Annotated in this window: 23 protein-coding genes; 15 read left to right on the forward strand and 8 right to left on the reverse strand. The window is 72.2% G+C overall.

Annotation, left to right across the window (positions count from 1 at the left end):
* The first annotated feature begins 107 nt into the window (after positions 1-107).
* From ACWH95_RS06760 to ACWH95_RS06770, 3 genes are all read left to right on the forward strand, one after another.
* Complete coding sequence (locus tag ACWH95_RS06760) at positions 108-500, forward strand: ArsR/SmtB family transcription factor (protein ID WP_206251981.1); 393 nt, start codon at positions 108-110, stop codon at positions 498-500.
* A gap of 1 nt (position 501) precedes the next feature.
* The gene (locus ACWH95_RS06765; protein ID WP_454120419.1) at positions 502-1,479 is read left to right on the forward strand and encodes an SRPBCC family protein; all 978 of its coding nucleotides are present in this window, start codon (positions 502-504) and stop codon (positions 1,477-1,479) included.
* Between the two features lie 154 nt (positions 1,480-1,633).
* Positions 1,634-2,986 (forward strand): flavin monoamine oxidase family protein, encoded by a 1,353-nt coding sequence (locus ACWH95_RS06770; protein ID WP_136036836.1) that lies wholly within the window; start codon positions 1,634-1,636, stop codon positions 2,984-2,986.
* Here the strand turns inward: ACWH95_RS06770 and ACWH95_RS06775 are convergent.
* The 5 genes from ACWH95_RS06775 to ACWH95_RS06795 form a co-directional block, all read right to left on the reverse strand.
* A complete protein-coding gene (locus ACWH95_RS06775; protein WP_240744618.1) occupies positions 2,977-3,714 on the reverse strand; it encodes a Pr6Pr family membrane protein in 738 nt (245 codons plus the stop codon). The genes ACWH95_RS06770 and ACWH95_RS06775 overlap by 10 nt on opposite strands.
* A gap of 87 nt (positions 3,715-3,801) precedes the next feature.
* Positions 3,802-4,638 (reverse strand): ribonuclease H family protein, encoded by an 837-nt coding sequence (locus ACWH95_RS06780; RefSeq protein WP_454120420.1) that lies wholly within the window; start codon positions 4,636-4,638, stop codon positions 3,802-3,804.
* Between the two features lie 52 nt (positions 4,639-4,690).
* A complete protein-coding gene (locus tag ACWH95_RS06785; protein WP_136032966.1) occupies positions 4,691-4,912 on the reverse strand; it encodes a hypothetical protein in 222 nt (73 codons plus the stop codon).
* Between the two features lie 76 nt (positions 4,913-4,988).
* The gene (locus tag ACWH95_RS06790) at positions 4,989-5,309 is read right to left on the reverse strand and encodes a protealysin inhibitor emfourin (protein ID WP_206251976.1); all 321 of its coding nucleotides are present in this window, start codon (positions 5,307-5,309) and stop codon (positions 4,989-4,991) included.
* A complete protein-coding gene (locus ACWH95_RS06795) occupies positions 5,281-6,354 on the reverse strand; it encodes a M4 family metallopeptidase (protein WP_136036834.1) in 1,074 nt (357 codons plus the stop codon). Before ACWH95_RS06795 ends, ACWH95_RS06790 begins: the two co-directional genes overlap by 29 nt.
* 124 nt (positions 6,355-6,478) lie before the next feature.
* On the opposite strand from ACWH95_RS06795, the gene ACWH95_RS06800 reads away from it, so the two are divergent.
* The 6 genes from ACWH95_RS06800 to ACWH95_RS06825 all read left to right on the forward strand — a co-directional run bounded on the left by ACWH95_RS06800 (position 6,479) and on the right by ACWH95_RS06825 (position 14,025).
* A complete protein-coding gene (locus ACWH95_RS06800) occupies positions 6,479-7,687 on the forward strand; it encodes a hypothetical protein (protein WP_454120421.1) in 1,209 nt (402 codons plus the stop codon).
* Between the two features lie 67 nt (positions 7,688-7,754).
* Complete coding sequence (locus tag ACWH95_RS06805; protein WP_136036832.1) at positions 7,755-8,963, forward strand: hypothetical protein; 1,209 nt, start codon at positions 7,755-7,757, stop codon at positions 8,961-8,963.
* A 155-nt stretch (positions 8,964-9,118) separates the two neighbouring features.
* Complete coding sequence (locus ACWH95_RS06810) at positions 9,119-10,426, forward strand: ABC transporter substrate-binding protein (RefSeq protein ID WP_454120423.1); 1,308 nt, start codon at positions 9,119-9,121, stop codon at positions 10,424-10,426.
* 4 nt (positions 10,427-10,430) lie between these two features.
* On the forward strand, positions 10,431-11,393 hold the full coding sequence (locus ACWH95_RS06815; protein WP_136036830.1) for a carbohydrate ABC transporter permease: 963 nt from the start codon (positions 10,431-10,433) through the stop codon (positions 11,391-11,393).
* A complete protein-coding gene (locus ACWH95_RS06820; RefSeq protein ID WP_454120424.1) occupies positions 11,390-12,337 on the forward strand; it encodes a carbohydrate ABC transporter permease in 948 nt (315 codons plus the stop codon). Before ACWH95_RS06815 ends, ACWH95_RS06820 begins: the two co-directional genes overlap by 4 nt.
* Positions 12,334-14,025 (forward strand): amylo-alpha-1,6-glucosidase, encoded by a 1,692-nt coding sequence (locus ACWH95_RS06825; protein ID WP_454120425.1) that lies wholly within the window; start codon positions 12,334-12,336, stop codon positions 14,023-14,025. Before ACWH95_RS06820 ends, ACWH95_RS06825 begins: the two co-directional genes overlap by 4 nt.
* Before the next feature lie 12 nt (positions 14,026-14,037).
* Here ACWH95_RS06825 and ACWH95_RS06830 read toward each other — a convergent pair whose 3' ends face one another.
* A complete protein-coding gene (locus ACWH95_RS06830; RefSeq protein WP_136036827.1) occupies positions 14,038-14,694 on the reverse strand; it encodes a GntR family transcriptional regulator in 657 nt (218 codons plus the stop codon).
* 147 nt (positions 14,695-14,841) lie between these two features.
* Between ACWH95_RS06830 and ACWH95_RS06835 the strand changes: the two genes are divergently transcribed.
* The 6 genes from ACWH95_RS06835 (at position 14,842) to ACWH95_RS06860 (ending at position 23,462) form a co-directional block, all read left to right on the forward strand.
* Positions 14,842-16,923: a beta-galactosidase gene (locus ACWH95_RS06835; RefSeq protein ID WP_454120426.1), complete on the forward strand. Its 2,082-nt coding sequence runs from the start codon at positions 14,842-14,844 to the stop codon at positions 16,921-16,923.
* On the forward strand, positions 16,920-18,302 hold the full coding sequence (gene gcvPA / locus ACWH95_RS06840; protein WP_136032989.1) for an aminomethyl-transferring glycine dehydrogenase subunit GcvPA: 1,383 nt from the start codon (positions 16,920-16,922) through the stop codon (positions 18,300-18,302). Before ACWH95_RS06835 ends, gcvPA begins: the two co-directional genes overlap by 4 nt.
* Entirely contained in the window at positions 18,299-19,882 is a 1,584-nt protein-coding gene (gene gcvPB / locus ACWH95_RS06845) for an aminomethyl-transferring glycine dehydrogenase subunit GcvPB (RefSeq protein WP_378803232.1), read from the forward strand. Before gcvPA ends, gcvPB begins: the two co-directional genes overlap by 4 nt.
* A complete protein-coding gene (locus ACWH95_RS06850) occupies positions 19,879-21,105 on the forward strand; it encodes an ATP-NAD kinase family protein (protein ID WP_378803233.1) in 1,227 nt (408 codons plus the stop codon). The genes gcvPB and ACWH95_RS06850 overlap by 4 nt, the downstream gene beginning before the upstream one ends.
* Before the next feature lie 18 nt (positions 21,106-21,123).
* Positions 21,124-21,882 carry an SDR family NAD(P)-dependent oxidoreductase gene (locus tag ACWH95_RS06855; RefSeq protein ID WP_136033934.1) on the forward strand — a complete coding sequence of 253 codons (759 nt, stop codon included), beginning with the start codon at positions 21,124-21,126 and terminating at the stop codon, positions 21,880-21,882.
* Positions 21,883-21,944: 62 nt separating this feature from the next.
* Positions 21,945-23,462, forward strand: a complete 1,518-nt coding sequence (locus ACWH95_RS06860) for an SDR family NAD(P)-dependent oxidoreductase (RefSeq protein WP_454120427.1) — start codon at positions 21,945-21,947, stop codon at positions 23,460-23,462.
* A 13-nt stretch (positions 23,463-23,475) separates the two neighbouring features.
* Here the strand turns inward: ACWH95_RS06860 and ACWH95_RS06865 are convergent, their stop codons facing one another.
* Both ACWH95_RS06865 and ACWH95_RS06870 read right to left on the reverse strand, forming a co-directional pair.
* Entirely contained in the window at positions 23,476-23,895 is a 420-nt protein-coding gene (locus tag ACWH95_RS06865; RefSeq protein ID WP_136035237.1) for a hypothetical protein, read from the reverse strand.
* Between the two features lie 53 nt (positions 23,896-23,948).
* Entirely contained in the window at positions 23,949-25,013 is a 1,065-nt protein-coding gene (locus ACWH95_RS06870; protein ID WP_136033940.1) for a sensor histidine kinase, read from the reverse strand.
* Position 25,014 lies beyond the last annotated feature (1 nt).

Consider the following 25,014-nt stretch of genomic DNA (forward strand, 5'->3'; position numbering starts at 1 on the left):
TTCCATGGCTCGATCCTAGCGTCGCCTCCTCGGCGACGCCGACCCGGGGCGACGTCGCCACACATACCTCTTGACACGCCCGCACGCCAGGCATAACGTACAACCAAATGGTTGCACGAACAGAACTGAGCGAAGCGGAGGTCGACCGTGTGTTCCACGCACTGGCGACGTCGACCCGGCGCGACATCCTGCGCCGGACGATCGAGCGGGAGCAGTCCGTCTCGACCCTCGCCGCCGAATACGAGATGTCGTTCGCGGCTGTCCAGAAGCACGTGGCCGTGCTCGAGGCCGCGAACCTCATCGTCAAGCGCGCCGAGGGACGCGAGCGGCTCGTCCGCGCGAACCCCGAGATGATCGCCCGCGCCAGGGCGCTCCTCGCCCGATACGAAGAGCTGTGGCGGTCGCGCATCGCCCGGCTCGACGACCTGCTGGCCGAGACGCCCGCCGGTCGCCCCGACAGCGACACCACCGACAACGCACGAGAGAACCCAGGAGACTGACATGCCCGTCACCGACGTCACCACCGATGCCGACGACCTCACGATGACCGTCACGGCCGACTTCGCCGCCCCCATCGAGCGGGTCTGGAACGCGTACAGCGATCCGCGCCAGCTCGAGCGCTTCTGGGGTCCTCCCGGCTGGCCCGCCACCTTCACCGCGTGGGACCACACGGTCGGCGGCCGCGCGGTCTACACGATGAACGGACCTCGCGGCGAGAAGTCGACGGGCGTCTGGGAGTTCCTCGCCATCGAGGAGCCGCACCGCTTCGAGGTGCTCGACTCCTTCGCCGACGAGCACGGAAAGCCCCTCGACGGCTTCCCCGCGCAGCGCATGAGCTTCACGTTCGATTCCACGCCCGAGGGCACCCGCATGGTCACCACGAGCCACTTCGACTCGGTCGACGCGCTCGAACAGGTCGTCGAGATGGGTCAGGTCGAGGGCATCACGATGGCGATGGGCCAGCTCGACGCCGTGCTGCAGGACCTCCGCGACTACGCGCAGGGCAAGGGCACCCGGGTGGAGCTGCTCGACGACACCCACGTGCGCATCACCCGGCTCGTCGAGGGTCCGCGCGAGCTGGTGTGGCGCGCGCACTTCGAGCCCGAGCTCATCCGCCAGTGGATGCTCGGCCCGGACGGGTGGGAGATGACCGAGTGCGTCGCGGCGACCGAGGTCGGTCAGTCGTACCGCAACTCCTGGGCGCCGGTCGGCGACACCGAGGGCGAGCCGTTCGGGTTCGAGGGTGAGGCGCTGCTGATCGACGCCCCGCGCCGCGCCGTCACCACCGAGCGCATGCAGGGCATGCCCACCGAGACCGTCAACGACCTGAGCCTCTACGAGGAGGACGGCGCCACGCTCGTCACGGTGCTCATCGAGTACCCCGACAAGGAGACACGCGACATGATCCTCGCCACCGGCATGGCCGACGGCATGGAGGCGTCGTTCGCCCGCCTGGAACGCGAACTGCTGGCGGTCTGACCGCCGCGTCGTCCACACCTCCTCGGAATCGGCCGGGTCCGTCGCGGATCCGGCCGATTCCGCGTCCCTGCTCGCCGTTTCCGGGGAGTTGTGGACCGCCCGCCGCGGAGGCGCGGCCGCGGACCGGGGTGGAGCGGGATAAAGTGGCGGCACGATGAGGATCACGCGCCGCACCCTGCTCCTCGGCGCCGGAGCCGGTGCCGTCTCGGTGCTTCTCGCCTCCTGCACGCCGGAGCCGAAGCCCACGCCGACGCCCACCCGCACGCGTGAGCCCGAGCCGCCGCCCGGCGTCCCGGCCCCTGCCGGCAGCATCCGCAGCACCTGGACCACCGACCCGTTCGCCCTGGGAGCTGCCAGCTTCACCCCCGTCGGAGTGCTCGCCGACGCCCGCGCCGCCCTCGGCCGCCCGGTCGACGACCGCCTCTTCTTCGCGGGCGAGGCCACCGACGAAGACGCCCCCGGCACTGTGCGCGGAGCCATCGCCTCGGGTGAGCGCGTGGTCGACGAGCTGATGGATGCCGCGGGATCGGGGGAGCGCGTCGCCGTGATCGGCGCGGGCCTCGCGGGAGCCACCGCCGCCGCCCTCCTCGCCGACCGGGGCCTGCAGGTGACCGTGTTCGAGGCGCGCGACCGCGTCGGCGGGCGCGTCTTCACCCGCAGCGACGACTCCTGGCCGGTGCCGGTGCAGCTCGGCGCCTGGCTGTTCGGCGAGGACGACGCCGAGGTGCTCGACCGGCTGCGCGCCGGCGACGTGGGAACCGTCGACCTCACCGGCTCGCTGTGGCGCACCCCCGACGGCGACATCGAACCGGTCGACCCCGTGCCCGTCACCACGGCCATCGCCGCCGCCCAGGCCGCCCCGGAAGACGTCTCGGTCACTGACGCGCTGACCGCCGCGGGCATCGACCCCGCGGATCCCTCGACCGCCGCCCTGCTCGACATCCTCGCCGCGCGCACGGGTGCCGCAGCCGACGAGCTCTCCAGCTGGTTCGCGCCGCCGCTGCCCACGGGCGACCCGGCCGCCACCCGCGACAGCCTCGTGCCGTTCGTGGAGCACGCGCTCGACGGAGTGCAGGTCGGCCTGAACTCCCCGGTTGCCCGCCTGGCCTACGACGACACCGGGGTGAGCGTGCGCCTCGGCACCGGGGAGGCGCTGTCGTTCGACCGGGTGGTGGTGACGGTGCCGCTCGGGGTGCTGCAGGACCGCAGCATCGAGTTCGACCCGCCGTTGCCCTTCGCCAACCGTGGCGCGATCTCGGCGCTCGGCATGGGGTCCATCGAGACCGTGTGGCTGCGGTGGGACGAGGCCTTCTGGGAGAACGACGAGGCCGTGTGGCACGCGGTCGGCACCGACGCGGTCATCCCCACCTGGATCAATCTGCGCCCCGTCACGGGCGAGAACGTGCTGGTGGGCATCGTCGGGGGTGCGGCCGCCGCGGAGTTCGCGGAGCTCAGCGACGACGACGCGTTCGACGCGGCGCTGGCGTCGCTGACCGTCTACGTCTGAGCCGACGCGCCGACCCGCTCGCGCGCATCGACCGCACCGGCCGGGCTGCCGCGGTCGTCGTCCGGGGGATCGTCGGGCCCGGGATCCGCGTCGGTGCGCAACCGCCGCGGCAACGGCATCCGGCTGATCAGCACCAGGGCGGTCGCGACGATGCTGAACGATGCCAGGGCCACCGCGCACGAGATCACGAACTCGGGCGGACCGCTCACCTGCCGCGGGTCGAGGAAGTAGTACGGATACCAGCCGATCAGCGGGCCACGGATGAGCGTCGCGACACCCCACAGCACCGGATACACGAGGGTGATCGGAACCACACGCCACGGCACGGCCCGATGCCCCGGAGCCAGCGCCCAGGCCGCGACCGTGACCGCCGGCAGGTAGAAGTGCAGCACCTGATCCGACCACGGCACGTCGATGCGGATGCCGCGCACGCCCGCCTGCCACACCAGGATCGCGAACACCAGGCCGGCCGTGATCGTCCACGTCAGCACGAGCGCCAGCGCCACCGTGAGCCACCGCGGGTCTCGCGCACGCCGCAGGGCGAGCACCCCCGCGATCGAGAGCAGCACCACGAACGCGAGGTTGGACTGGTTCGTCAGGTAGGCGAAGAAGTTCTGGCTCGCGATGGTGTGCGACGCCAGGCCCCAGGCCATGCGGTGGATGAGGGCGACGAGGCAGATGGCGGCTGCGCTCAGACGGAGCAGGCCGAAGACCGTACGGGTCCTCACCGCCGCGTCACCGTCCCCACCATCATCCGCCGAGTCTACGGAGTCCACCCGAGCGCTCGCCGCGCCGCGGGGGGCTGCGCCGTGCGCTCAGATCAGCCGACGCAGGGCCTCTTCGAGCGAGACGCCCTGGGCCTCGGCGCGGTCGCGGAGGCGCGCGTGCTCATCGGACGACAGCGGGATCCGCAGTTCGATCGGGTCGTCGTCGGGGCGGTCGAGGCCGTCGAGCAGGTCGGACGGCTCCGCCCACAGCGGTTCCGCGTACGACTCGGAGACGGGGGTGGCGGCGGGGCCGGAGGCGGTGGGCGCCCCGGTGATGCGGTCGGAACCCGCGGCCGGAGCGGAGGTCGCCGTCGCGACGGAGGTGGTCTTCGCGGCCGGGGCTGTCCTCTCGGGAGAGCTGGTGGTCGCGGCATGCGCGGCGACGGGGGCGGAGGCGGCGACCGCGGCACCGGCGTCGGTCGCGAGGGTGAAGCCCGGGCCCCGGCGCGGTTCCTGCCCCTGCTGGTACGCCTTCGCCGCCGCGTTCGCGCGCTCGTCCGCTGCCTCGTTCAAGGGGTGCCCCGCGTGGCCCTTGACCCACGAGAACTCCACGTCCCGTCCGCGGATCGCCTCGTCGATGCCCTCCAGCAGGTCGCGGTTGAGCACGGGGCCGCCGTCGGACTTGCGCCATCCGCGGCGCTTCCACCCCGGCATCCACTTCGTCACGGAGTCGATCACGTAGCGGCTGTCGCACTCGATCAGCAGCTTCTCGTCGGTGCCGGCGGTCGCGCGGAGGAGCTCGAGCACGGCCCGCAGCTCGCCCTGGTTGTTGGTGCCGTGCGGGGAACCACCGGCCGCCCAGTTGGCGTCGTCGATGTACCAGGCCCAGCCGTTCGGGCCGGGGTTGCCCAGGGCGGAGCCGTCTGCGGCGGCGGTGATGGTCATCCTTCCACCGTATCGGTGGGGGCCGACGCGGCCGCGCGAGAAGGCAGCGCGGTCAGTCCTCGGGGTCGCTGTTCTCGATCGTCGCGGCCTCGGGCGCGGGCGGTGCGACCGGGAACACGATCGAGCTCACGGAGGCCGGGGCGCCGAGGCCGAGCGTGAGGGGGTCCACCGCGGGGGCCGTGTCGAGGAGGTCGGCGTCGGAGCGTTCGAGCGGCTCGGACGGCAGAGCCCACTGCTGCTCTTCTTCTTCGGGTCGCTGCTGGAAGAGTCCCATGGAGTCCATCATGACCCCGGCCGCACGACCCGCGGTCGCATTCACACGGGATTGATCGCTTGCCCGCGGGCCGGGCTCAGGCGGGGTCGCGGGTCGAGGCGGCGCGCACGGCCTCGACGAGCGTCCGCCAGGGGCCCTCGAGCGCGGAGTCGGGCAGCTCGCGCTCCCGGCGCTCGGAGGGCGTGCGCGCGCGGATGCTCCACATGAAGCGGTCGGCCCCGGGTGACGCGTCGGCGTCCTGGTCCCACGGGCAGAGGTCGATGAGCGTGATCCACTCGTCCGCGTCGGACGGCTCCGCCTCCACACGCCACTGGCGACGGATGCCCGCGATGCCGCCCGATCGCACGACGGCGATCACGACGGGGGCGTCACTCGGAGGTGCCGGGTCCTCGCTCATGCTCATAGACTCCCACGGCGCTCCACGCCCGTCGAGCCGCGGCCGCCGTCTCCTCGTCGACCGCGACGGCCGCGGCCACCGTGGCGTCGGCGAACTCCGTGAACGTGGCCGTGCTCGACAGCCCGCCCGTGAGCGCCCGGTACCAGACGGTTCCCGCGCGCTCCCAGGCGTTGCCGCCGAGGTCGCGCGCGAACAGGGCGAACGCGCGGTTGGGGATGCCCGAGTTGATGTGCACGCCGCCGTTGTCCTCGGTCGTGCGGACGAAGCCGCTCATGTGGTCGGGCTGCGGGTCTTTGCCGAGCTCATCGTCGTCGTAGGCCGTGCCGGGGGCGATCATCGACCGCAGCGCCGCGCCCTGCACGGCCTCGGTGAAGATCTCGGCGCCGATGAGCCAGCTCGCCTGCGCCGCGGTCTGGCCCTGCGCGTACTGCTCGGTGAGCGCGCCGAAGACGTCGGCGATCGATTCGTTCAGGGCGCCGGGCTGGCCCTGGTACTCCAGGTTCGCGGTGTGCTGCACGACCCCGTGTGCGAGCTCGTGCCCGATCACGGTGAGCGAGCCGGTGAAGCCGCGGAACACCTCGCCGTCGCCGTCGCCGAACACCATGCGCTCGCCGTCCCAGAACGCGTTGTCGTAGTCGACGCCGTAGTGCACGGTCGCGTCGAGCGGCGCCCCCGCGTCGTCGAGCGAGTTGCGCTGGAAGGCGGCCAGCAGCATCTCGAACGTGGCGCCGAGGCCGTCGAAGGCCTCGTTCACGGCGGGGTCGTCGACCGGCGCGTCGTCTTCGCCGCGGACCACGGCGCCCGGCAGCTGCTGCGTGTTGCCGGCGTCGCTGATCGTGCGGTTCGGCGCGTCGGACAGCTGGGCGACGAGGTCGCCGTTCTCGTCGATCGAGAGGTCGATGCGTGCGCGGAACGGTGGACGACCGGCCGTGAGGGTCTGCCGGGCGGCGGCTGCCGCCCTGGGGAAGCGGCCGGACTCGGCGAGGCGCGCGAGCAGGTAGGAGGGGATGACGCCGTGCCGCGGGAGGGGTTCTGCGCTGCTCATGGTGCGACCCTACGCCCCGCCTCGGACGTTCGTCCGCTCGCTCGTCGCACCGGACGGGCCACAGGTCGGCTCCCTCACTCCCTGACTTGAGATTGAGAATCGTTCTCAATAGGGTGACAGAGTCATGAACCTCGCACTCCTCCGGCGGGCAGCCCTCGCCCCCTCCGCCCTCCTCGTCCTCCTCGCCGCCGCCGGGTGCGCCTCCCCGGTCGCGCCCGCTGCGACGGCGGATCCCGATGCGCACGGCATCGACTCGGGCGGCGCCGCGGAGGTCGCTGCGCCCGCCCTCGCCCTCGCCGTCGCGGACGAGCGGGGCGCCCTCACCCTCCTCGATCTCGACACCGAGGAGCGCGTCGTCCTCACTGACGCCGGGGCCGGGAGGGCCGCGGTGTCGGGCGATGGGCGCCTCGTGTTCCTCGCCCGCACCGACGGCGACGACGCGACCGTGGACGTGGTCGATACCGGGCGCTGGACCGTGCCGCACGGCGACCACACGCACTCGTTCCAGGGCGAGCCGCGGCAGCTCGGCTCGCTGGACGGCCACGGAGAGGTGCGGGTGAGCGGGGCCGGTCAGAGCACGGCGATCGGCTTCGGCGGCGCGGAGGTCGTCGTGCTCCCGCACGACGACCTCGCCGGCGGACTCGGCACCGCCCGGCTCGACCTGGCGCACGCAGGCCCGGTCCTCCCGTTCGCCGACCGGCTCCTCGTGCCCACCGCCTCCGGCACCATCCGGATCGTCGACGGCGAGGGCGCCCCTGCCGCCGCGGCCGAGATACCGTGCGGCGCGGTCTCCGACGCCGACCTCACCCGCGTCGGCGCGGTCTTCGCGTGCGCGGAAGGGGCGGTGCTCTTCACCCGGCAGGTGGGCGGAGAGATCGTCGGCGAGGCGATCCCGTATCCGGCCGGAGCCCCCGCGGCGACGCGGCTCGACGGTCGCGCCGACCGGCCGGACCTCGCCGGCGTCGCCGGTGACGAGGGTGCATGGCTGCTCGACGTGCGTCAGCGCACCTGGACGCTAATCCCCTCCGACGTCCCGCTCATCCGTGCCGTCGCCCTCGGAGACGACGCCGGTCGCACGGTCGCGGTCGACGCGGAGGGACGGCTCCGCGTGCTGGCGCCGGACGGATCCGTGCTGGCCCGCACCGAGCCCCTGCTCGCGGCGACCATCGCAGACCCGGCGCTGCGAGACCGCGTGGAGCTGCGGGTGTCCGCACGACGCGTCTACGTCGCCGATCCCGCCGCGGGAACGGTCTACGAGATCGACAACGGCGACGCGCGCATCACCCGTACCTTCAGCGACCTCGAGGCCGTGTTCCTCCAGCTCGTCGGCTGATCCAGAGTCCTCGGCGCCCCGCGCCGCCGCGCATCCGCGCACCCTGAGAAGAAAGAGAGACGAACCCATGTCCCGACCCCGCAGACGCCTCGCGCTGGGCGCCCTCGGCGCGATCGCCGCCGTGGCCCTCACCGGATGCGCCGGAGCCTCCCCCGCGTCCGAGAACACCACCGGTGCCGCGCCGGAGCAGCACGACCATCACGAGGCGGAGACCCGCGTCGCCCTCACCTACGACGGTGGCGTGGTCGTGCTCGACGGCGACACCCTCGAGACCGTCGGCGAGGCCGAGCTCGACGGATTCCTGCGCGTGAACGGCGCGGGCGACCACGACGGCCATGTGTTCGTCACGGCCGAGGACGGCTTCCACGTGCTCGACACCGGTCTCGCCTCCGGAGCCGTCGAGTTCACCGGGGAGGTGTTCGAGGCGGTGGCCGCCGGACACGCGACCCCGCACGCCGGCCGCACCGCGCTGTTCGACGACGGCACCGGAGAGGTGCGCGTGTTCGACACCGACGCGGTCGGCACGGGCACCCTGCCGGAGTTCGACACCATCGCGTCGGAGGCGGCGCACCACGGGGTGGCCATCGAGCTGTCCGACGGCACCGTCCTGTCCACGATCGGCACGGCGGAGGCCCGGAGCGGCGTGCGGCACCTGGCGGCGGACGGCACCGAGCTCGCGCGCGACGAGCGGTGCCCGAGCGTGCACGGGGAGGGCGCGCTGAAGGGGGAGGTCGTGATGTTCGGCTGCGAGGACGGTGTGCTGCTCTTCGCGGACGGCGCCTTCACCAAGCTCGACGCCCCGGACGAGTTCGGGCGCACCGGCAACGCCTACGTGACCGACACCAGCGCCGTCGCGGTCGGCGATTACAAGACGGATCCCGACCAGGAGGGCTACTTCCTGTCGCAGCTGGTGCTGGTCGACACCGCGGCCGCGAGCCTCTCGGTGGTCGATGCCCCGGCCGAGTACACGTGGCGCGGTGTGGGTCGCAGCGCCCACGACGACATCGTGGTGCTGGGCGCCGACGGCAGCCTCACCGTGCTCGACGAGTCCGGTGCGGTGCAGGACTCCTGGTCGGTCATCGACGCGTGGGAGAGCCCGGCCGAGTGGCAGGACCCGCACCCGGGCCTGCGGGTGGTGGGCGACATCGCCTATGTGACCGAGCCGGCGAAGAAGCGCATCGTCGCGGTCGACCTGCACACGGGCGAGGTGGCGGCCGAGGCCACGCTCGACGTGATCCCGAACGAGTTCGTGGTGGTGGGTGCCGCCGGGCACTGAGCGCCACGGGGCAGGAGGGGCGGATCCGGGTGGGGTCCGCCCCTTCGTCGTGCGGCGATGGCTCACCCTTGACAGGATTGCGTTCTGTATACAGAATACTGGAGAGCCCCGCGGGGTGATCCGACCCGAACTTCAACGATGAAAGAGGTAGCGAGATGGCACGTGCTGCGACACGGTATCTGGCCCTGGGCGCCGCCGGAGCGCTCGCACTCGGACTCGCCGCGTGCAGCGGTGGCGGCGGGGGCGGCAGCGTCGACGCCGACGGCAAGGCCACCGTCGTGTGGTCCACCTGGGGCACTCCGGAGGAGCTCACCCGCTACGAGGAGTTCAACAAGGACTTCATGGAGCGCCACCCCGACATCACCGTCAAGCTGCAGCCCGTGGCCGGCTACGGCGACTACCACTCCAAGCTGCTCGCCCAGCTGACCAGCAACACCGCGCCCGATGTGTTCTACGTGGGCGACGACATGATCGGGCAGTTCGTCGACTCGAACCGGCTCATGCCGCTGCGCGAGCTGATGGACTCGAAGGACAGCAAGACCGCCTACGACGACTTCTTCCCCGGCCTGTTCGGTGCGGCCGAGAAGGACGACGAGGTCTACGCGGCGCCCAACGACTCCAACCCCGACGTGTTCTGGTACGACAAGCAGGCGCTCGCCGCGGCCGGCATCACCGAAGACCCCGCGACCCTGGCCGAGAACGGCGAGTGGACCACCGACAAGTTCCTCGAGATGAACGCGGCCCTGCACGACGCGGGGCTCACCGGCACCATGTACTGGAACTACTGGGCCACCCACTGGAGTTGGCTGTCGTCGCAGGGCCTCGACGCCCCGTACGACGACAAGGGGACGTTCGTCGCCAACGAGGACGCCGACACGGTCGAGGCCATGCAGCAGTTCGGCGACCTCTTCCAGGACGGCACCTTCGTGGTCGCCGACACCCTCCCCGACGGCGCCGGTGCCGACAGCGTGTTCGTGACGCACAAGGCCGGGTTCTTCGTGCAGGGCCGCTACACGATCGGCACCGTGAGCGCGGCGGGCGAGCAGGACGGCTACGACATCGTGCGCTGGCCCACCCCCGACGGTGCGGAAGCGCCGACCGGCGTCGCCACGTCGTTCCTCGCGATCAACGGCAAGACCAAGGTGAAGGACGCCGCGTTCACGTTCTGGACCGAGTTCCTCTCTGCCGAGGGACAGACCTTCCGCCTCGAGGGCGGCGGCAACGCGGTCCCGTCCATCAAGGGCGCCGACGAGGTCGTGCTGGAGGGTAACTACCCCGCGCACGCGCAGACCTTCCTCGACATGCGCGACATCGGCTTCGAGGACTACCCCGCCGAGGCGCGCATCCCCGGGCTGCCCGTCGCCATCGCGGAGGAGTTCCAGAAGCTCTACGAGGGCAAGGTCGACGCGCAGACCACGCTCGACACGATCGCCGACGTGGTCGCGGAACGGTCGGAGAAGTAGACCGGTGACCACTCTCACCGAGAACGGACGGATGCCGCAGGCCGAGCCTGCGGCATCCGCCCCGCCCCTGCGCCCCGAGGCCGCGTGGCGTCGCCGCGACCGCCGCTGGGGCTACGTGTTCGTCGCCCCGCAGCTGCTCGGCATGGCCCTGTTCGTCATCCTGCCGTTCGGGGCCAGCCTGGTGCTGGCCTTCGCGGAGTGGGACGGGCTGAGCGACCTGGAGTGGGTGGGCTTCGCGAACTTCGCCGAGCAGCTCACCGACCCGCTCCTCGGCCGCGCCATCCTCAACACCCTGCTGATCGCGGTCATCACCGTGCCGATCGGCCTCACGCTCGCCGTGATCGTCGCGGTCGCGCTCGAACGGCTCAAGACCCGCACGCTCTACCTCATCCTGTTCTTCGCGCCCGTCGTGACGTCGACGGTCGCGGTCGCCATGATCTGGCAGCAGATGTTCCGCGCGGACGGCCTGCTGTCCACCACCATCGCCAACGTGTTCGGCATCACCCCGCCCGACTGGCTGCAGGACCCCAAGCTCGCGCTCCTCGCGGTCTGCATCGTCACGATCTGGTCGTCGATGGGCTTGAACGTGGTGATCTTCCTCGCCGGGCTCCAGAACATCTCGCCCTCGGTCATCGAGGCCGCCCGCATCGACGGCGCCGGCGCCTGGCGACTGTTCACCGGCATCCGCCTGCCGCTGCTCTCCCCGATCGTGTTCTTCTCGTCGGTGATCGCGTTCATCTCGTCGCTGCAGACGTTCGACACGGTGTACGTGCTCGTCTCCGGCGGCGGCCCGGACAACGCCACCCGCACGATCGTCTACCACATCTTCGATCTGGGCTTCGGGCGGTTCGAGTTCGGTCCGTCGAGCGCCGCGAGCGTGATCCTGCTCGTGCTGACCCTCGTCATCACCGCGATCCAGTTCGGCGCGCAGAAGAAGTTCGTCCACTACGAGGATGACCCGGCATGACCCTCCAGACGCCCTCGCTCATCGAGCCGGCCGCCCCCGCGACCGACTCGACCGTCGCCCTCACGGCCCCCGGCTACCGTCGCCGCGGTCTCGGAGGGCCCGGCGCCGACCGCGCCCGCCGTCGCCTCGGAGCCACCGCGCTCCACGTGGTGCTCACGATCGCCGGCATCTCGATGGTGTTCCCGTTCGTGTGGATGCTGCTGACGTCGTTCAAGACGCTGCCGCAGCTGCTGAAGAACCCGCTCGAGTTCCTCCCCAACCCGTGGACGGTGGAGAACTACGCCGACGCCTGGAACGCGGTGCCGTTCGGGCAGGCGTATCTGAACAGCGCCTACATCGCGGTGCTGGTCGTGGTGGGCACGCTGCTGACCGCATCGATGGCGGGCTACGCGTTCGCGCGTATCCGCTTCCGCGGCAGCAAGGTGCTGTTCATCGTGTTCCTGGCGACACAGATGATCCCCGCGCAGGTCACGCTCATCCCCTTCTACCTGCTGATGTCGCAGATCGGGTGGGTGGACTCGCACCTGGCGCTGATCGTGCCCGGCATGATCGCGAACCCGTTCGCGGTGTTCCTGATGCGGCAGTTCGTGCTCGCCCTGCCGCGCGAGCTGGAGGAAGCGGCGCTGGTCGACGGCGCGGGCCGGTGGCGCATCTTCTGGAGCATCGTGCTGCCCAACCTCAAGCCGGGACTCGCCGCGCTCAGCATCATCACGGCGCTCGGCGTGTGGAACGCGTTCCTGTTCCCGCTCGTGCTGCTCAACACCCCCGACCTGTTCACGGTGCCGCTGCTGCTCACCTCGTTCCAGGGGCAGTTCGGCTCGATCAACTACGGGCTGGTCATGGCGGCCTCGGCCATCGCGACCGTGCCGATGCTGATCGTGTTCGTGATCGGGCAGCGGAAGATCCTCAACAGCATGGCCGCGTCGGGCCTGGGCGGGCGATGATGGCCGACGACCTCGACCTCGCCGGGCTCGCCGGCCGGCACCTCGACCTGATCACCGCGCCGTTCACGCTGCCCCGGTCGCGGGTGCTCGTGTTCGGCGAGGTCGACGGCGTGCGCGTGCACACCTCGGAGTACGAGCGGCGGCTGTCGGAGTGCCGCGTGCTCGACCTCGTGGAGGTGCTCGACGCGGACGGCGCCGTGCTGCCGGTGGCCGACGTGCGACCCGAGAGGATCGCGTTCGGGGCCCCTCGTCTCGCTGCGCCCGCTCAGGAACCGGGGGCGGGTGCGGAGACGCAGCGTGCCACGCTCACCTTCGCCGACCCGGCGACGCTGAGCATCGGCGGCGACCCCGGCCTGCGCGTGCGGCTCACGCGCCCGGACGGCCGGAGCGAGGAGCACGCGCTCGGAGAGGGACTGCGCCTCCGCGTCGCTCCCGACCGCTCGGTCACGGTCGAGTCCGGCGATCACCGGGCCGCCCTCGCCGCCACGGCCCACGTCTGGGACGACTGGTTCGCCCGGTGTCCGCGCGTGCGCGACGACCTGCAGGAGATGACCGCCTTCTGCTGGTGGGTGCTCGGCGCGAACATCGTCGAGCTGCCCTCCCTCGGCGACGCCAGAGCGATCGTGCCGTCGAAGATCGGCTACGTGGGACTGTGGCAGTGGGACGCGTACTTCATCGCCGTCGGCCTCCGCCACGGCGACCCTGCGCTCGCGCGCGAGCAGCTCGACATCGCGTTCCGGTTCCCGCAGCCCGACGGACAGCTCCCCGACGTCGTGCACGAGGAGGGCGTGCTCGCCACGAGCGACGACCTGCCCGAGAGCGACCGCGCGAACCTGCGCCGTGCGGGCTCGCAGATCGCCGACCCCACGGCGCCCGTGCCGCTGACCAAGCCGCCGCTCGCCGCATGGGCCCTGCGCGCGGTGCTGGAGGTGGAAGACGCCCCGGACTGGGCACGGCGCCAGCTCGCCACGGTCGTGCGCTCGCAGGACTGGTGGTTCGCGGGCAGCGACCTCGACCACGACGGCATGCCCGAGTACGGACACCCCTATTCCTCGGGTCTCGACGACAGCCCGATCTTCGACGGCCCGCTTCCCACGGCCGCCCCCGACCTGGGCGCCTATCTCGTGCGGCAGGACCGCGAGCTCGCCGACCTGCTCTCCCGATACGAGCCCGGCGCCGACGCGAGCCGGTTCCGCGAGCGCGCCGAGGCGACGCAGGAGCTGCTGCTGCGCATGTGGGACCCCGAGCGCGGACGCTTCCTCGCGTTCGGCGGCGGCGAGACGCTCACGAGCGACACCGTCGTGGGCCTGATGCCGCTGCTCACCGGAACCCTGCCGGAGCAGATCGCCGGTGCGCTGCGTGCCGCGGTGGACGACCCGGAGCGGTTCGCGCTGCCGTGGGGCCTGCCGACGGTCGCCGCGTCCGACCCCGACTTCTCGGAGGAGCGGATGTGGCGCGGCCCGGTGTGGGTCAACACGGCCGCTCTCGTGGCGGAGGGCCTGGAGGCGTCCGGCTTCGCCGAGCGCGCACAGCAGCTGCGGGAGCAGACCGTGGCGCTCGTGATCCACGGCGGCGGCCCGCACGAGTACTTCCACCCGCGCACGGGTCAGAAGGCACGCACGGCCACGACCGCGTTCGGCTGGTCGGCGGCGCTGTTCATCGACCTCGCCGTGACGCTGTCGCGGTGAGCCGTGACCGGGTCAGGCGGTGAAGTAGCTGCTGGTGGCGTTGTCGAGGATGCGCTGCATGCCGTTCGTCCAGTTCAGCTTGAGGGCCTGGACGGCGGCGGGCACGTCGCCCGCCGCGAGGTGCCGGGCGATCTCGGCGTGCTCGGCGGCGACGCGCTCGACCTTCACGTCCTCCGGCACGAGCAGCGACTCGTAGCGGTGGAACGAGCTGCGCACGCTGTCGATCACCGCGAGGAGCCGGGTGTTGGGGCACGCCGAGAGCATCAGGCTGTGCCACTCGTCGTCCTTCGTGATGACGAGCTGGTGCTCCACGAGCTCGTCGGCGAAGGCGTCGGCCATCTCCTTGAGCCGGGCGCCGATCGTCCGCAGCTCGTCGGGCGGGCTCAGCTCGAGCGCGAGGCTCTCGAGGGCGGCCATGACGGGGGCGAGGTCGCGGAACTCCGATGCGCTGAGCGGCACGAACCGGAAGCCCTTGCCGTTCTCGCTCTCGATCTGCCCCTCGGACTCGAGGGCGATGAGGGCTTCGCGCAGCGGTGTGCGGCTGACTCCGAGCTCGGTCGCGAGCTGCACCTCGTTGATGCCCTCGCCCGGCTGCACGAGTCCGGCGCGCATACGGGTCAGCAGCTCCTCGCGCACCTGCGAGCGCAGGTTCTTGCGTTCGATCGCCATGACCTTCCCCTTCTGCCGCCTGCCCGTCAGCCTATGGGTTGACGCCCGGCCGGACGGCGACCTAGTGTGTTGTATACAGAATACAGCGGGACGTCGGAATGCGCCAGAGCGCCGACACGGCGGCCCGTGACTCAGAGAGGAGCCTCCGTGTCCGGACCCCGCGCCGACCAGCCGCTCCGCCGCGTGCGCCTGGATGCGCTCGCGTTCGGCGGCGACTACAACCCCGACCAGTGGTCGGAGGAGACCTGGCACGAGGACATCCGCCTGATGCGCGAAGCGGGCGTGAACATGGTGAGCCTCCCGATCTTCAGCTGGCCGCAGCTCGAGCCCGAGCCCGGCGTGTACGACTGGGCGTGGCTCGACCGCATCATCGACCTGCTGTGGGACGCGGGCATCGCGATCGACCTCGCCACCGCGACCGCCACCCCGCCCTCGTGGCTGCTGCGTGCCCACCCGGAGATGGCGCCGTGGGACGCCGACGGACACCGCCTCGAGTTCGGGTCCCGCCAGACCTACTGCCCCTCGTCGCCCATCTGGCGCGAGAACGTCGCCCGCATGGCCCGTGCCATGGCCGAACGCTACGGCGAGCACCCCGGCCTGGCGATGTGGCACATCTCCAACGAATACGGCGACCACACCTCGCGGTGCTGGTGCCCCGAGTCGGCCCGCCACTTCCGGCGCTGGCTGCAGGAGCGCTACGGAGACCTCGACGGCCTCAACGAGGCGTGGGGCGTGAACGTGTGGGGCCAGCGCTACACGTCGTGGGAGCACATCGAGACCCCCAAGCGCGCGCCGGGACCGGTGAACCCCACCAAGCTGCTCGACTTCGAACGGTTCTCCTCCGACGCGCTGCTGGAGCTGTTCCAGATCGAGATCGACGTGCTGCGCGAGGTCACCCCCGACATCGCCGTGACCACGAACTTCATGAGCATGTTCCGCGACCTCGACTACTGGGACTTCGCCGCGGTGGAAGACGTCGTGACCGACGACGCCTACCCCGACCCCGCCGACCCCACCTCGCACGTGGGTGCGGCCCTCAACTACGGCCTCATGCGGGCGCTCAAGGACGGGCAGCCGTGGCTGCTGCTGGAGTCGTCGGCGAGCGCCACCAGCTGGCGCGACGTGAACGTGCCCAAGGCTCCCGGCAAGATCCGCGTGGAGAGCCTGCAGGCCGTGGCCCACGGCTCCGACGCCGTGATGTTCTTCCAGTGGCGGCAGGCCAAGTACGGCCAGGAGAAGTTCCACTCCTCGATGCTCGGCCACCGCGGCGAGAGGTCGCGCAGCTTCCGCGAGACCAAGGCCCTCGGCCTCGAACTGCAGAAGCTGGAGGCCGTGCGCGGCACCCGGGTGCGCTCCCGCGTCGGCCTCGTCGTCGACTGGGACTCCTGGTGGGGATCGAGCGCCGCGGAGTCGCTCCCCTCGCAGCGGCTGCAGTGGGCGCAGCAGGCCCGCGCCTGGCACCGGGCCCTGTACGCCCTCGGCCAGCCCGTCGACGCGGTGCGTGCCGCCGGTCCGTTCGACCGCTACGACGTGGTCGTGGTGCCGAACCTGTACATCGCGGAGCAGGAGCACGCCGACGCGCTCGCGGCCTTCGTGGAGCGCGGCGGCCACCTCGTCGTCGGGCCCTTCTCCGGGGTGGTCGACGCGACCGAGAAGGTGCACGACGGTGGCGCGCCCGGCCCGCTGCGGACGCTGCTCGGCATCGAGGTGGACGAGCAGTGGCCGCTCGCGGACGGTGAGACGGAGCAGATCGCCTACGCGGGCGAGACCCTGACCGTCCCGAGCTGGAGCGAGTGGATCGAGGCCGACGACGACGTCGAGGTCCGGGGCACGTACGCGAGCGGAGAGCTCGCGGGGCTCCCCGCCGTGACCCGCCGCCCGGTCGGCCGCGGCTCCGCCTGGTACGTCAGCGCCATGATCGACCACGACGGCATGCTGCCGCTGTTCCGTGACGTGCTGCGCACCGCGGGTCTTCCGGCGCGCGACCACGTCGACCTCGACGTGGAGGTCGTCACCCGCGCGGACGACACCACCGACTACACCTTCTACCTCAACCACGGACGCGCGCCCGTCGCCGTCGAGCTGCCCGGCCCCGGGGTCGACCTGCTCACCGGCGCCCGGCACAGCGACCGGCTCGACCTCGACCGCTACGGCGTCGCCGTGCTCGCCTCGCCCCGCGCCGACACCATCCCGACCGCCACCCCCATCCCCGTGAAGGAGGACGCATGACCGCCCCGTTCGTGCATCCGTACATCCCCAACACCGCACCCGAGTCGCGCGCCGCGATGCTCGCGGCCGTCGGCGCCGAGACCGTCGACGAGTTCTACGCCGACGTGCCGGAGGCGCTGCGGCTCGGCCGCCCGCTCGACCTGCCGGCGCCGTTCGTCGCCGAGCAGGACCTCGCGCGGCACGTGCGGGGGCTCCTGGCGAAGAACCGCTCCACGCAGGAGCGCCTGAGCTTCCTCGGCGCGGGCACCTACAACCACTACGTGCCCGCGGTCGTGGACGAGGTGATCGGCCGCAGCGAGTTCCTGACCGCCTACGCCGGAGAGCCGTACGAGGACCACGGCCGCTTCCAGGCGCTGTTCCAGTACCAGTCGCTCATGGCGGAGCTGCTGGAGATGGACGTCGTGAACGTGCCGACCTACGACGGCTACCAGGCCACCGCGACCGGGCTCGCCATGGCCGGACGCCTCACGGGACGCCCGCGCGTGCTGGTCGCCAGCGACGTGCTGCCCGCGAAGACCTCGAAGGTGCACGACTACATCCGGGCGCACCTGACCCTCGACCACCTCCCCACCGTGAACGGTACCGCCGACGTGGCCGCCGTCCGCGCGGCCCTCGGCGACGACGTGGCCGCGGTCTGGGTCGAGACGCCCAGCGCCACGGGCGCGGTCGAGGCCGCGCTCCGCGAGATCGCCGACGCCGCGCACGCTGCGGGCGCCGTGCTCGTGGTGGGCACCGACCCCATCGGCTACGGCGTGCTCGCGCCGCCCGCGCTCGCCGGTGCCGACATCGTCACGGGCGACATCCAGTCGCTCGGCCTGCACCAGTGGTTCGGCGGAGCCCACGGCGGCTTCATCGCGGTGCACGACGACCCCCGGTTCGTGATGGAGATGCCGTCGCGCCTGTTCGGTCTCGCCACCACCGACGTGCCCGGAGAGTACGGGTTCGGCGACGTCGCCTACGACCGCACCTCGTTCGCGCACCGCGAGGAGGGGAAGGAGTGGGTCGGCACGGCCGCCGCGCTCTGGGGCATCGCCGCCGGGGTGTACCTGTCGCTGATGGGACCCGCCGGGATGGCCGAGCTGGGGGAGGTGCTGCTCGCCCGCACCCGCTACGCGCAGCAGTCCCTGTCCGCGCTGCCCGGGGTCACGCTCGACGACGACGCCGTGCACCTGCGTGAGTTCACCGTCACGCTGCCCGTGCCGGCCGCCGAGGTCGTGTCCGCCCTCCGCGCCCAGGGCATCGAGCCCGGCGTGGTCGTGGACGAGCACCGCCTTCTCGTCTGCGTGACCGAGCTCACGTCCCAGTCCGACATCGACCGTCTCGCGTCCGCGCTCGCCGCGGTCGTCGCCCCCGAGCTCGCAGAGGAGCAGAACCGATGAGCCTCCCCGTCGCCCCCAAGCCGGCACTCCGCCGCTTCCAGCAGGCCCGATGGGACGAGCCGATCGTCTTCGAGCTCTCCACCCCGGGCGAGCGCGGCGTGCTCGTCTCGGCCGTGGAGCCCGAGGTGCGCAGCGCCGTGGGCGACGTGGTCGCCGACCTGCCGCCCGCCCTGCGCCGCCCCGCCGCTCCCGCGCTGCCCGAGATGGGGCAGATGCGCGTGCTCAAGCACTACCTGCGCCTGTCGCAGGAGAACCTCGGCGCCGACTTCAACGTCGACATCGGTCAGGGCACCTGCACCATGAAGTACGCGCCCAAGATCAACGACCAGCTCGCCGGCACCCCGCAGCTGACCGCGATGCACCCGCACCAGGACCCGGCCGACGCGCAGGGCGTGCTGGAGATCGTGTGGCGGCTGGAGCGGATGCTCGCCGAGATCTCCGGCATGGACGAGGTCTCGCTGCACACGCAGGGCGGCTCCGCGGCGATCTGGTCGAACATCGCGATGATCCGCGCCTACCACGAGGCGAACGGCGAGGCGGAGCAGCGCCGGGAGGTCATCACCACGATCTTCAGCCACCCCTCGAACGCGGCAGCCGCGAAGGCCGCCGGCTACGAGGTCATCACGGTGTATCCCGACGCCGACGGCTACCCGTCGCTCGACGCGCTCAAGGCGGCGCTGTCCCCGCGCACGGCGGCCATCATGGTCACGAACCCCGAGGACACGGGCATCTACAACCCCGCGATCCGCGAGTGGGTCGACGCCGCGCACGCCGTGGGCGCCCTCGCCTCGTACGACCAGGCGAACGCGAACGGCATCCTCGGCATCACCCGGGCTCGCGACGCCGGGTTCGACGTGTGCCACTTCAACCTGCACAAGACGTTCGGCACCCCGCACGGCTGCGGCGGCCCGGGATCGGGCGCCAACGCCGTGAGCGCGGCCCTCGCCCCGTTCCTCCCGGGCCCCCGCGTGGTGCGCGAGGACGACGGGACGTTCGCGGTCGCCGAGGCGGGCGAGCGGTCCATCGGCGCGGTCGGGCCGTTCTTCGGCGTGATCCCCGCGCTCGTGAAGGCCTACTCGTGGATCATGGCGCTCGGCGCGGACGGGCTGCTCGCCGCCGCCGAGACCGCGGTGCTCAACAACAACTACCTGATGGCGAAGGTGCTCGCGATCCCCGGGGCCTCGGCGCCGTACGCGGCCGGCCGCCGCCGCATCGAGCAGGTGCGGTACTCGTGGGAGGAGCTCTACCGGGAGACCGGTGTGTCGTCGGAGGAGATCGGCGTGCGCATGACCGACTTCGGCATGCACTACTGGACGAGCCACCACCCCTACGTGGTGCCGCAGCCGTTCACGCTCGAGCCCACCGAGTCGTACTCCATGAGCGAGCTCGACGAGTACGCCGCGACGCTGGCCGAGGTCGCGCGCGAGGCCAGGGAGAACCCCGAGGTCGTGCGCACCGCCCCGCACAACCAGACCGTGCACCACACGCACCACGACGACCTCGACGACCCGGAGCGCTGGGCCGTCACGTGGCGCGCGTACCGCCGCAAGTACTTCGCCGCGGAGGCCGCCGCGTCGTGATCGGTCTCGTCGTCAACCCCGTCGCCGGCGTCGGCGGACCCGCGGGTCTCGCGGGCTCCGACGGCCCGGAGGTGCAGCGCCTCGCCGTCGAGCGCGGAGCGCGCTCGCGTGTGCAGGAGCGCGCGGCCTCGGCGTTGACGACCCTGGCCGCGCGGCACCCGGGGCTCGAGGTGGCCACGGCCGCAGGAGTCCTGGGTGCCGACGCGGTGCGCGCCGCCGGGCTCCGGCCCCGCGTGCTCTCCACCCCCGCGGAGGCTGTCCGGACCGAGGCCGCCGACACGTCCCGGGCGGTCGCGGCCCTCGCGGCGGACGGGGTCGAGCTGATCCTCGTCGTCGGGGGTGACGGCACACTGCGCGATGCGGTCGCGGCGCTCGACCTCGCTGCGGCGCTCACAACTCCGGAGAAAACTGACGGTCGCGCGACCGTGGCTCCCGCTCCCGGCCGGACCTCGACCGAACTCCGCAGTCGCGCGGGCACCCCGGCCGTGCTCGGGGTGCCCGCGGGCGTGAAGATGTACTCGCCCGTGTTCGCGGTGAGCCCGCGCGCGGCCGGAGCCCTCGCGGCCGACTGGATCGACCACGGAGGGCTCCCGACGGCGGAGCGCGAGGTGCTCGACATCGACGAGGCCGCGATGCGCCGGGCCAGGGTCGAGCCGACGCTGTACGGACTCGTGCGGGTGCCCGTGCACGCCGGTCGCACGCAGGCGCGCAAGGCCCCGACCCCCGCGACCGAGGCCGCCGCCGTCGAGGCCGCAGCGCGCGGCGCGGTCGCCCGGATGCAGCCCGGCGTGCGCTACCTGCTCGGCCCCGGCGGCACCACGGCCGAGATCGCGCGGCAGCTCGGCCTCGACGGCACGCCCCTCGGGGTCGACGTCGTGCTCGACGGGCGGCTCCTCGTCCGCGGCGCGAGCGAACGGCAGCTGCGGGACGAACTCGCGCTCGGCGCCGCGCAGGCCGTGGTGACCGTGATCGGCGGACAGGGGTTCCTGCTCGGCCGAGGCAACCAGCAGCTCTCCGCGGCCGTGCTCCGTGCGCTCGGCGACGACCCCCTGCTGGTCGTCGCGCCCGAGCAGAAGCTCGTCGACCTGCACGGCCGGCCCCTGCTCGTCGACACGGGCGATCCCGTGCTCGACGCCCGGCTCGCCGGGCACATCCGCGTCGTCACCGGCGTCGGCACGAGCAGTCTCTACCCTGTGACCGCACCCGAACTCTCCCCCGTCTGACCCCCGAAAGGACCCCCCATGCGACTCCAGAACAAGAAGGCCATCGTCACCGGCGGCGCGGGCGGCATCGGCCGTGCCACCTGCCTCGCGCTCGCGGCGGAGGGTGCCGCCGTCGCCGTGGTCGACCTGAACGCCGAGGCGGCCGAGGCCGTGGCCGCCGAGATCCGCGATGCCGGTGGCACGGCGGTCGCGGTCGCCGCCGACGTGTCCCGCGAGCCCGACATCGAGCGGGTCGTCGCGACCGCCGTGCAGGAGTTCGGCGGGGTCGACGTGGTGTTCAACAACGCCGGCATCATCCGCCGCCAGACCGCGGTCGAGATCGAGGTCGACGAGTGGGACCTTGTGTTCGGCGTGAACGTGCGCGCCATCTTCCTCATGTGCAAGCACGTCGTGCCGATCATGGAGGCCGCGGGCGGTGGCTCGATCGTCAACACCGGTTCGGGCTGGGGTCTGAAGGGCGGCGGCCGCGCCCTGTCGTACTGCGCGTCCAAGGGCGCCGTGGTGAACATGACCCGTGCGCTCGCGATCGACCACGGGCCCGCCGGCATCCGCGTGAACTCGGTCAACCCGGGCGACGTGAACACGGGCATGCTGCGGGACGAGGCGCGCCAGCTCGCGCAGGACGCGGACTCCTTCCTGGCCGAGGCCGCCGACCGCCCGCTGCGCCGCATGGGCGAGCCAGAGGAGGTCGCGCAGGCCGTGGTGTGGCTCGCGAGCGACGACTCCTCCTACGTCACGGGCGCAGCCCTCGTGGTCGACGGCGGCGGCATCGCCTGAGCGCCGGGAGGGCGTCGGAGGCGCGGGGTCGGCACCCAGGCGACTCGCGTAAAATCGGCACAATGACCGATGCCCCCGACGCCACCCCCGACCTGGGCCCCGGCATCGACCCCGACGACCTCGCCACGACGCTGCGGGTGCTCCGCGAGCTGCACACGATCGACAACGAGCACCCCGACTTCATCGCCGTGCGCCAGGCGACCGCCGCGATGTTCAAAGACGTCAAGCGCGTGCGCCGCAAGCAGATCCGCGATGCGATCGCCGAGGCCGACAAGGCCGTGGTCGCCCGCACCGCCACGGGCGCTCCCGACCGCATCGACGACGAGACCCGCGGCAACGACCTCGCGTCGAGCGTGGTCGACGCCCCGATCGCGGGGGAGCTGCTCAAGCCGCGCAACTGCTACATCTGCAAGCAGCCGTACACGCTGGTCGACGCGTTCTACCACCAGCTGTGCCCGGACTGCGCGCGCTTCAGCCACGGCAAGCGCAACGCCCGCACCGACCTCACCGGGAAGCGCGCCCTGCTCACGGGCGGTCGCGCCAAGATCGGCATGCACATCGCGCTGCGGCTGCTGCGCGACGGGGCGCACACGACCATCACGACCCGGTTCCCGCGCGATGCCGTGCGCCGCTTCTCGGCCCTGCCCGACGCGAGCGACTGGCTGCACCGCCTGCGCGTGGTCGGCATCGACCTGCGCGACCCTGCCCAGGTGATCGGGCTCGCCGACTCGGTCGCCGCTCAGGGCCCGCTCGACATCCTCATCAACAACGCCGCGCAGACCGTGCGCCGCTCACCGGGCGCGTACTCGCTGCTCGCCGACGCGGAGCTGCAGCCCCTGCCCGACGGGCCGCTGCCGGAGATGGAGACCTTCGGCCACACCGCCGATCCGCATCCGCAGGCGCTGCAGGCATCGGTGGATGCGCACCCGCTGCTGTCGGTCGCGGCGCTCGGCGGCACGGTCGCGGAGCAGGGCGGGCAGGCGCTGACGGCCGAAGACCTCGCCCGGCTCGCGATGGCCCCCGGCTCGTCGTCGCTGGAGAAGCACGCGGACGGCACGGCGATCGACGCGGGCGGGCTCGTGCCCGACGTGAACCGCGTCAACAGCTGGGTGCAGTCGGTCGACCAGGTGGATCCGCTGGAAATGCTGGAGGTGCAGCTCGCCAACACGACGGCGCCGTTCCTGCTGATCAGCCGTCTGCGCGCCTCGATGGCCGCGTCGTCCGCGCACCGGAAGTACTTGGTGAACGTGTCGGCGATGGAGGGGCAGTTCTCCCGCCGCTACAAGGGACCGGGCCATCCGCACACGAACATGGCGAAGGCCGCGCTGAACATGCTCACCCGCACCAGCGCGGGGGAGATGCTCGAGAAGGACGGCATCCTCATGACCGCCGTCGACACCGGCTGGATCACCGACGAGCGTCCGCATTACACGAAGGTCCGGCTGGCCGAAGAGGGCTTCCACGCGCCGCTGGACCTGGTCGACGGCGCCGCCCGCGTGTACGACCCGATCGTGCGCGGCGAGGCGGGCGAGGACATCCACGGCGTCTTCCTGAAGGACTACGAGCCCAGCCCCTGGTGACCCTCCGGACGGCTCAGGCCCAGATGTCGGAGAGGGCGACGGGGGCGCTCGAGACCGGGCCGTACCCGGTGACGCTGGCGACCGCGCGGAGCTGCGTGTACGCGCCGATCACGGACCGCGGGAGCGTGCTGGCGTAGTAGCCCGACGAGTTCGTCGACTGTCCCGTGTAGATCGTTTCCCAGCCGGAGGCTCCGTCGCCCTGGAAGTCGAACGTCTGCGTCAGATCGGCGGTGCCGGGGCGGGAGAGGGTGACCGTGCCCCAGGCGTAGTTCGCGTCGAGGGCGAAGGCGCTGAGCGTCAGCTCCGGGGTGCCGAGCGAGGCGGCTGCGGCGGGAGCAGCGGCAGAGAACGCGATGACCGGTGCGATCCACGCCGCGTGGACGATCGTGCGGCGGGAGAGAGCACCGCGTTCGCGCGGCTTTTCGGGCATCATGGCGAAACACTATCGTGCAGACGCGGTGCAGCGAGATCGCCGCGGCCCGGCGGTCAGCGCGGGTACGGGAGGGGGAACCACACCGTCACGACGAGGCCGCCCTCCGCGCGCGGCGTCAGCACCAGGGTGCCGCCGTGCGTCTCGGTGATGCGCTGCACGATCGCCAGCCCGAGCCCCGCACCGGCGTGGTCGTCGCGCGTGCGCTCGGACCCGCGCTGGAACGGCTCCACCAGCGTCGCGATCCGGTGCTCCGACAGGCGCTCGCCCGTGTTCTCCACGACGAGCGCGACGGCCTGCGGCATCATGTGCGTGCGCACGGCCACCGCCCCGCCGCTGGGCAGGTTGTGCACGATCGCGTTGAGCACCAGGTTCGTGACGAGCTGGGGCAGCAGGGCGGACGACCCGAGCATCGGCGCGGCGGCCCCACCCACCTCGACCGCGACCCCGCGGCGGTCGGCCAGGGGCAGCAGCGCCTCCACCGCCTCCTCGGCCAGCAGCGACAGGTCGACCAGCTGCCGCGGGAACGTGCGCTGCTCCGCACGGCTGAGTAGCAGCAGCGCCTCGGTCAGCGCGATCGCGCGCGTGTTCACCTCGCGCAGGCGGGCGATCAGCTCCTCCGCGTCGCGGTCGGGGTCGTCGCGGGCGACCTCGAGCAGCGTCTGCGAGATCGCGAGGGGCGTGCGCAGTTCGTGCGAGGCGTTCGCCGCGAACCGCTGCTGCTCGGCCACGTGCGCCTCGAGCTGCTCGAGCATGCCGTCGAACACGTCGGCGAGGTCGCGGAACTCGTCGCGCGGCCCCTCCAGGCGCACCCGATGCGACAGCGACCCCTGGGCGGCGAGGCGGGCGGCGTCGCTGATGCGTTCGAGGGGCGCCAGCATGCGTCCGGCGAGCAGCCAGCCGCCGCCGAGCCCGATCGCGAGCAGGGCGACCATGACCGCGATCGCCACCGGCACGAACGCGCGGATGAGGTCGGAGCGGTTGGGCACGCGGATGTCGGCGATGATCTGCACGTCGGGGATGTACCGCAGCAGGTACAGCGCGACGGCCGCGAGCAGCAGCACCCCGGACACCACGACGATCCCGGCGTAGCTGAGGGTCAGCTTCAGCCGGGCGCTCATC

This window comes from Microbacterium sp. NPDC055502 (assembly GCF_053643635.1).

Excerpts from the sequence above, each read along its gene's own strand:
- ACWH95_RS06870 (WP_136033940.1), bottom strand. The coding sequence starts at position 25,013 with ATGAGCGCCCGGCTGAAGCTGACCCTCAGCTACGCCGGGATCGTCGTG.
- ACWH95_RS06765 (WP_454120419.1), top strand. The coding sequence starts at position 502 with ATGCCCGTCACCGACGTCACCACCGATGCCGACGACCTCACGATGACC.
- ACWH95_RS06820 (WP_454120424.1), top strand. The coding sequence starts at position 11,390 with ATGACCCTCCAGACGCCCTCGCTCATCGAGCCGGCCGCCCCCGCGACC.
- ACWH95_RS06825 (WP_454120425.1), top strand. The coding sequence starts at position 12,334 with ATGATGGCCGACGACCTCGACCTCGCCGGGCTCGCCGGCCGGCACCTC.
- ACWH95_RS06795 (WP_136036834.1), bottom strand. The coding sequence starts at position 6,354 with ATGAGCAGCGCAGAACCCCTCCCGCGGCACGGCGTCATCCCCTCCTAC.
- ACWH95_RS06830 (WP_136036827.1), bottom strand. The coding sequence starts at position 14,694 with ATGGCGATCGAACGCAAGAACCTGCGCTCGCAGGTGCGCGAGGAGCTG.
- gcvPA (WP_136032989.1), top strand. The coding sequence starts at position 16,920 with ATGACCGCCCCGTTCGTGCATCCGTACATCCCCAACACCGCACCCGAG.
- ACWH95_RS06770 (WP_136036836.1), top strand. The coding sequence starts at position 1,634 with ATGAGGATCACGCGCCGCACCCTGCTCCTCGGCGCCGGAGCCGGTGCC.
- ACWH95_RS06760 (WP_206251981.1), top strand. The coding sequence starts at position 108 with ATGGTTGCACGAACAGAACTGAGCGAAGCGGAGGTCGACCGTGTGTTC.
- ACWH95_RS06805 (WP_136036832.1), top strand. The coding sequence starts at position 7,755 with ATGTCCCGACCCCGCAGACGCCTCGCGCTGGGCGCCCTCGGCGCGATC.
- ACWH95_RS06860 (WP_454120427.1), top strand. The coding sequence starts at position 21,945 with ATGACCGATGCCCCCGACGCCACCCCCGACCTGGGCCCCGGCATCGAC.
- ACWH95_RS06855 (WP_136033934.1), top strand. The coding sequence starts at position 21,124 with ATGCGACTCCAGAACAAGAAGGCCATCGTCACCGGCGGCGCGGGCGGC.
- ACWH95_RS06800 (WP_454120421.1), top strand. The coding sequence starts at position 6,479 with ATGAACCTCGCACTCCTCCGGCGGGCAGCCCTCGCCCCCTCCGCCCTC.
- ACWH95_RS06810 (WP_454120423.1), top strand. The coding sequence starts at position 9,119 with ATGGCACGTGCTGCGACACGGTATCTGGCCCTGGGCGCCGCCGGAGCG.
- ACWH95_RS06785 (WP_136032966.1), bottom strand. The coding sequence starts at position 4,912 with ATGGGACTCTTCCAGCAGCGACCCGAAGAAGAAGAGCAGCAGTGGGCT.
- ACWH95_RS06790 (WP_206251976.1), bottom strand. The coding sequence starts at position 5,309 with ATGAGCGAGGACCCGGCACCTCCGAGTGACGCCCCCGTCGTGATCGCC.
- ACWH95_RS06780 (WP_454120420.1), bottom strand. The coding sequence starts at position 4,638 with ATGACCATCACCGCCGCCGCAGACGGCTCCGCCCTGGGCAACCCCGGC.
- ACWH95_RS06865 (WP_136035237.1), bottom strand. The coding sequence starts at position 23,895 with ATGATGCCCGAAAAGCCGCGCGAACGCGGTGCTCTCTCCCGCCGCACG.
- gcvPB (WP_378803232.1), top strand. The coding sequence starts at position 18,299 with ATGAGCCTCCCCGTCGCCCCCAAGCCGGCACTCCGCCGCTTCCAGCAG.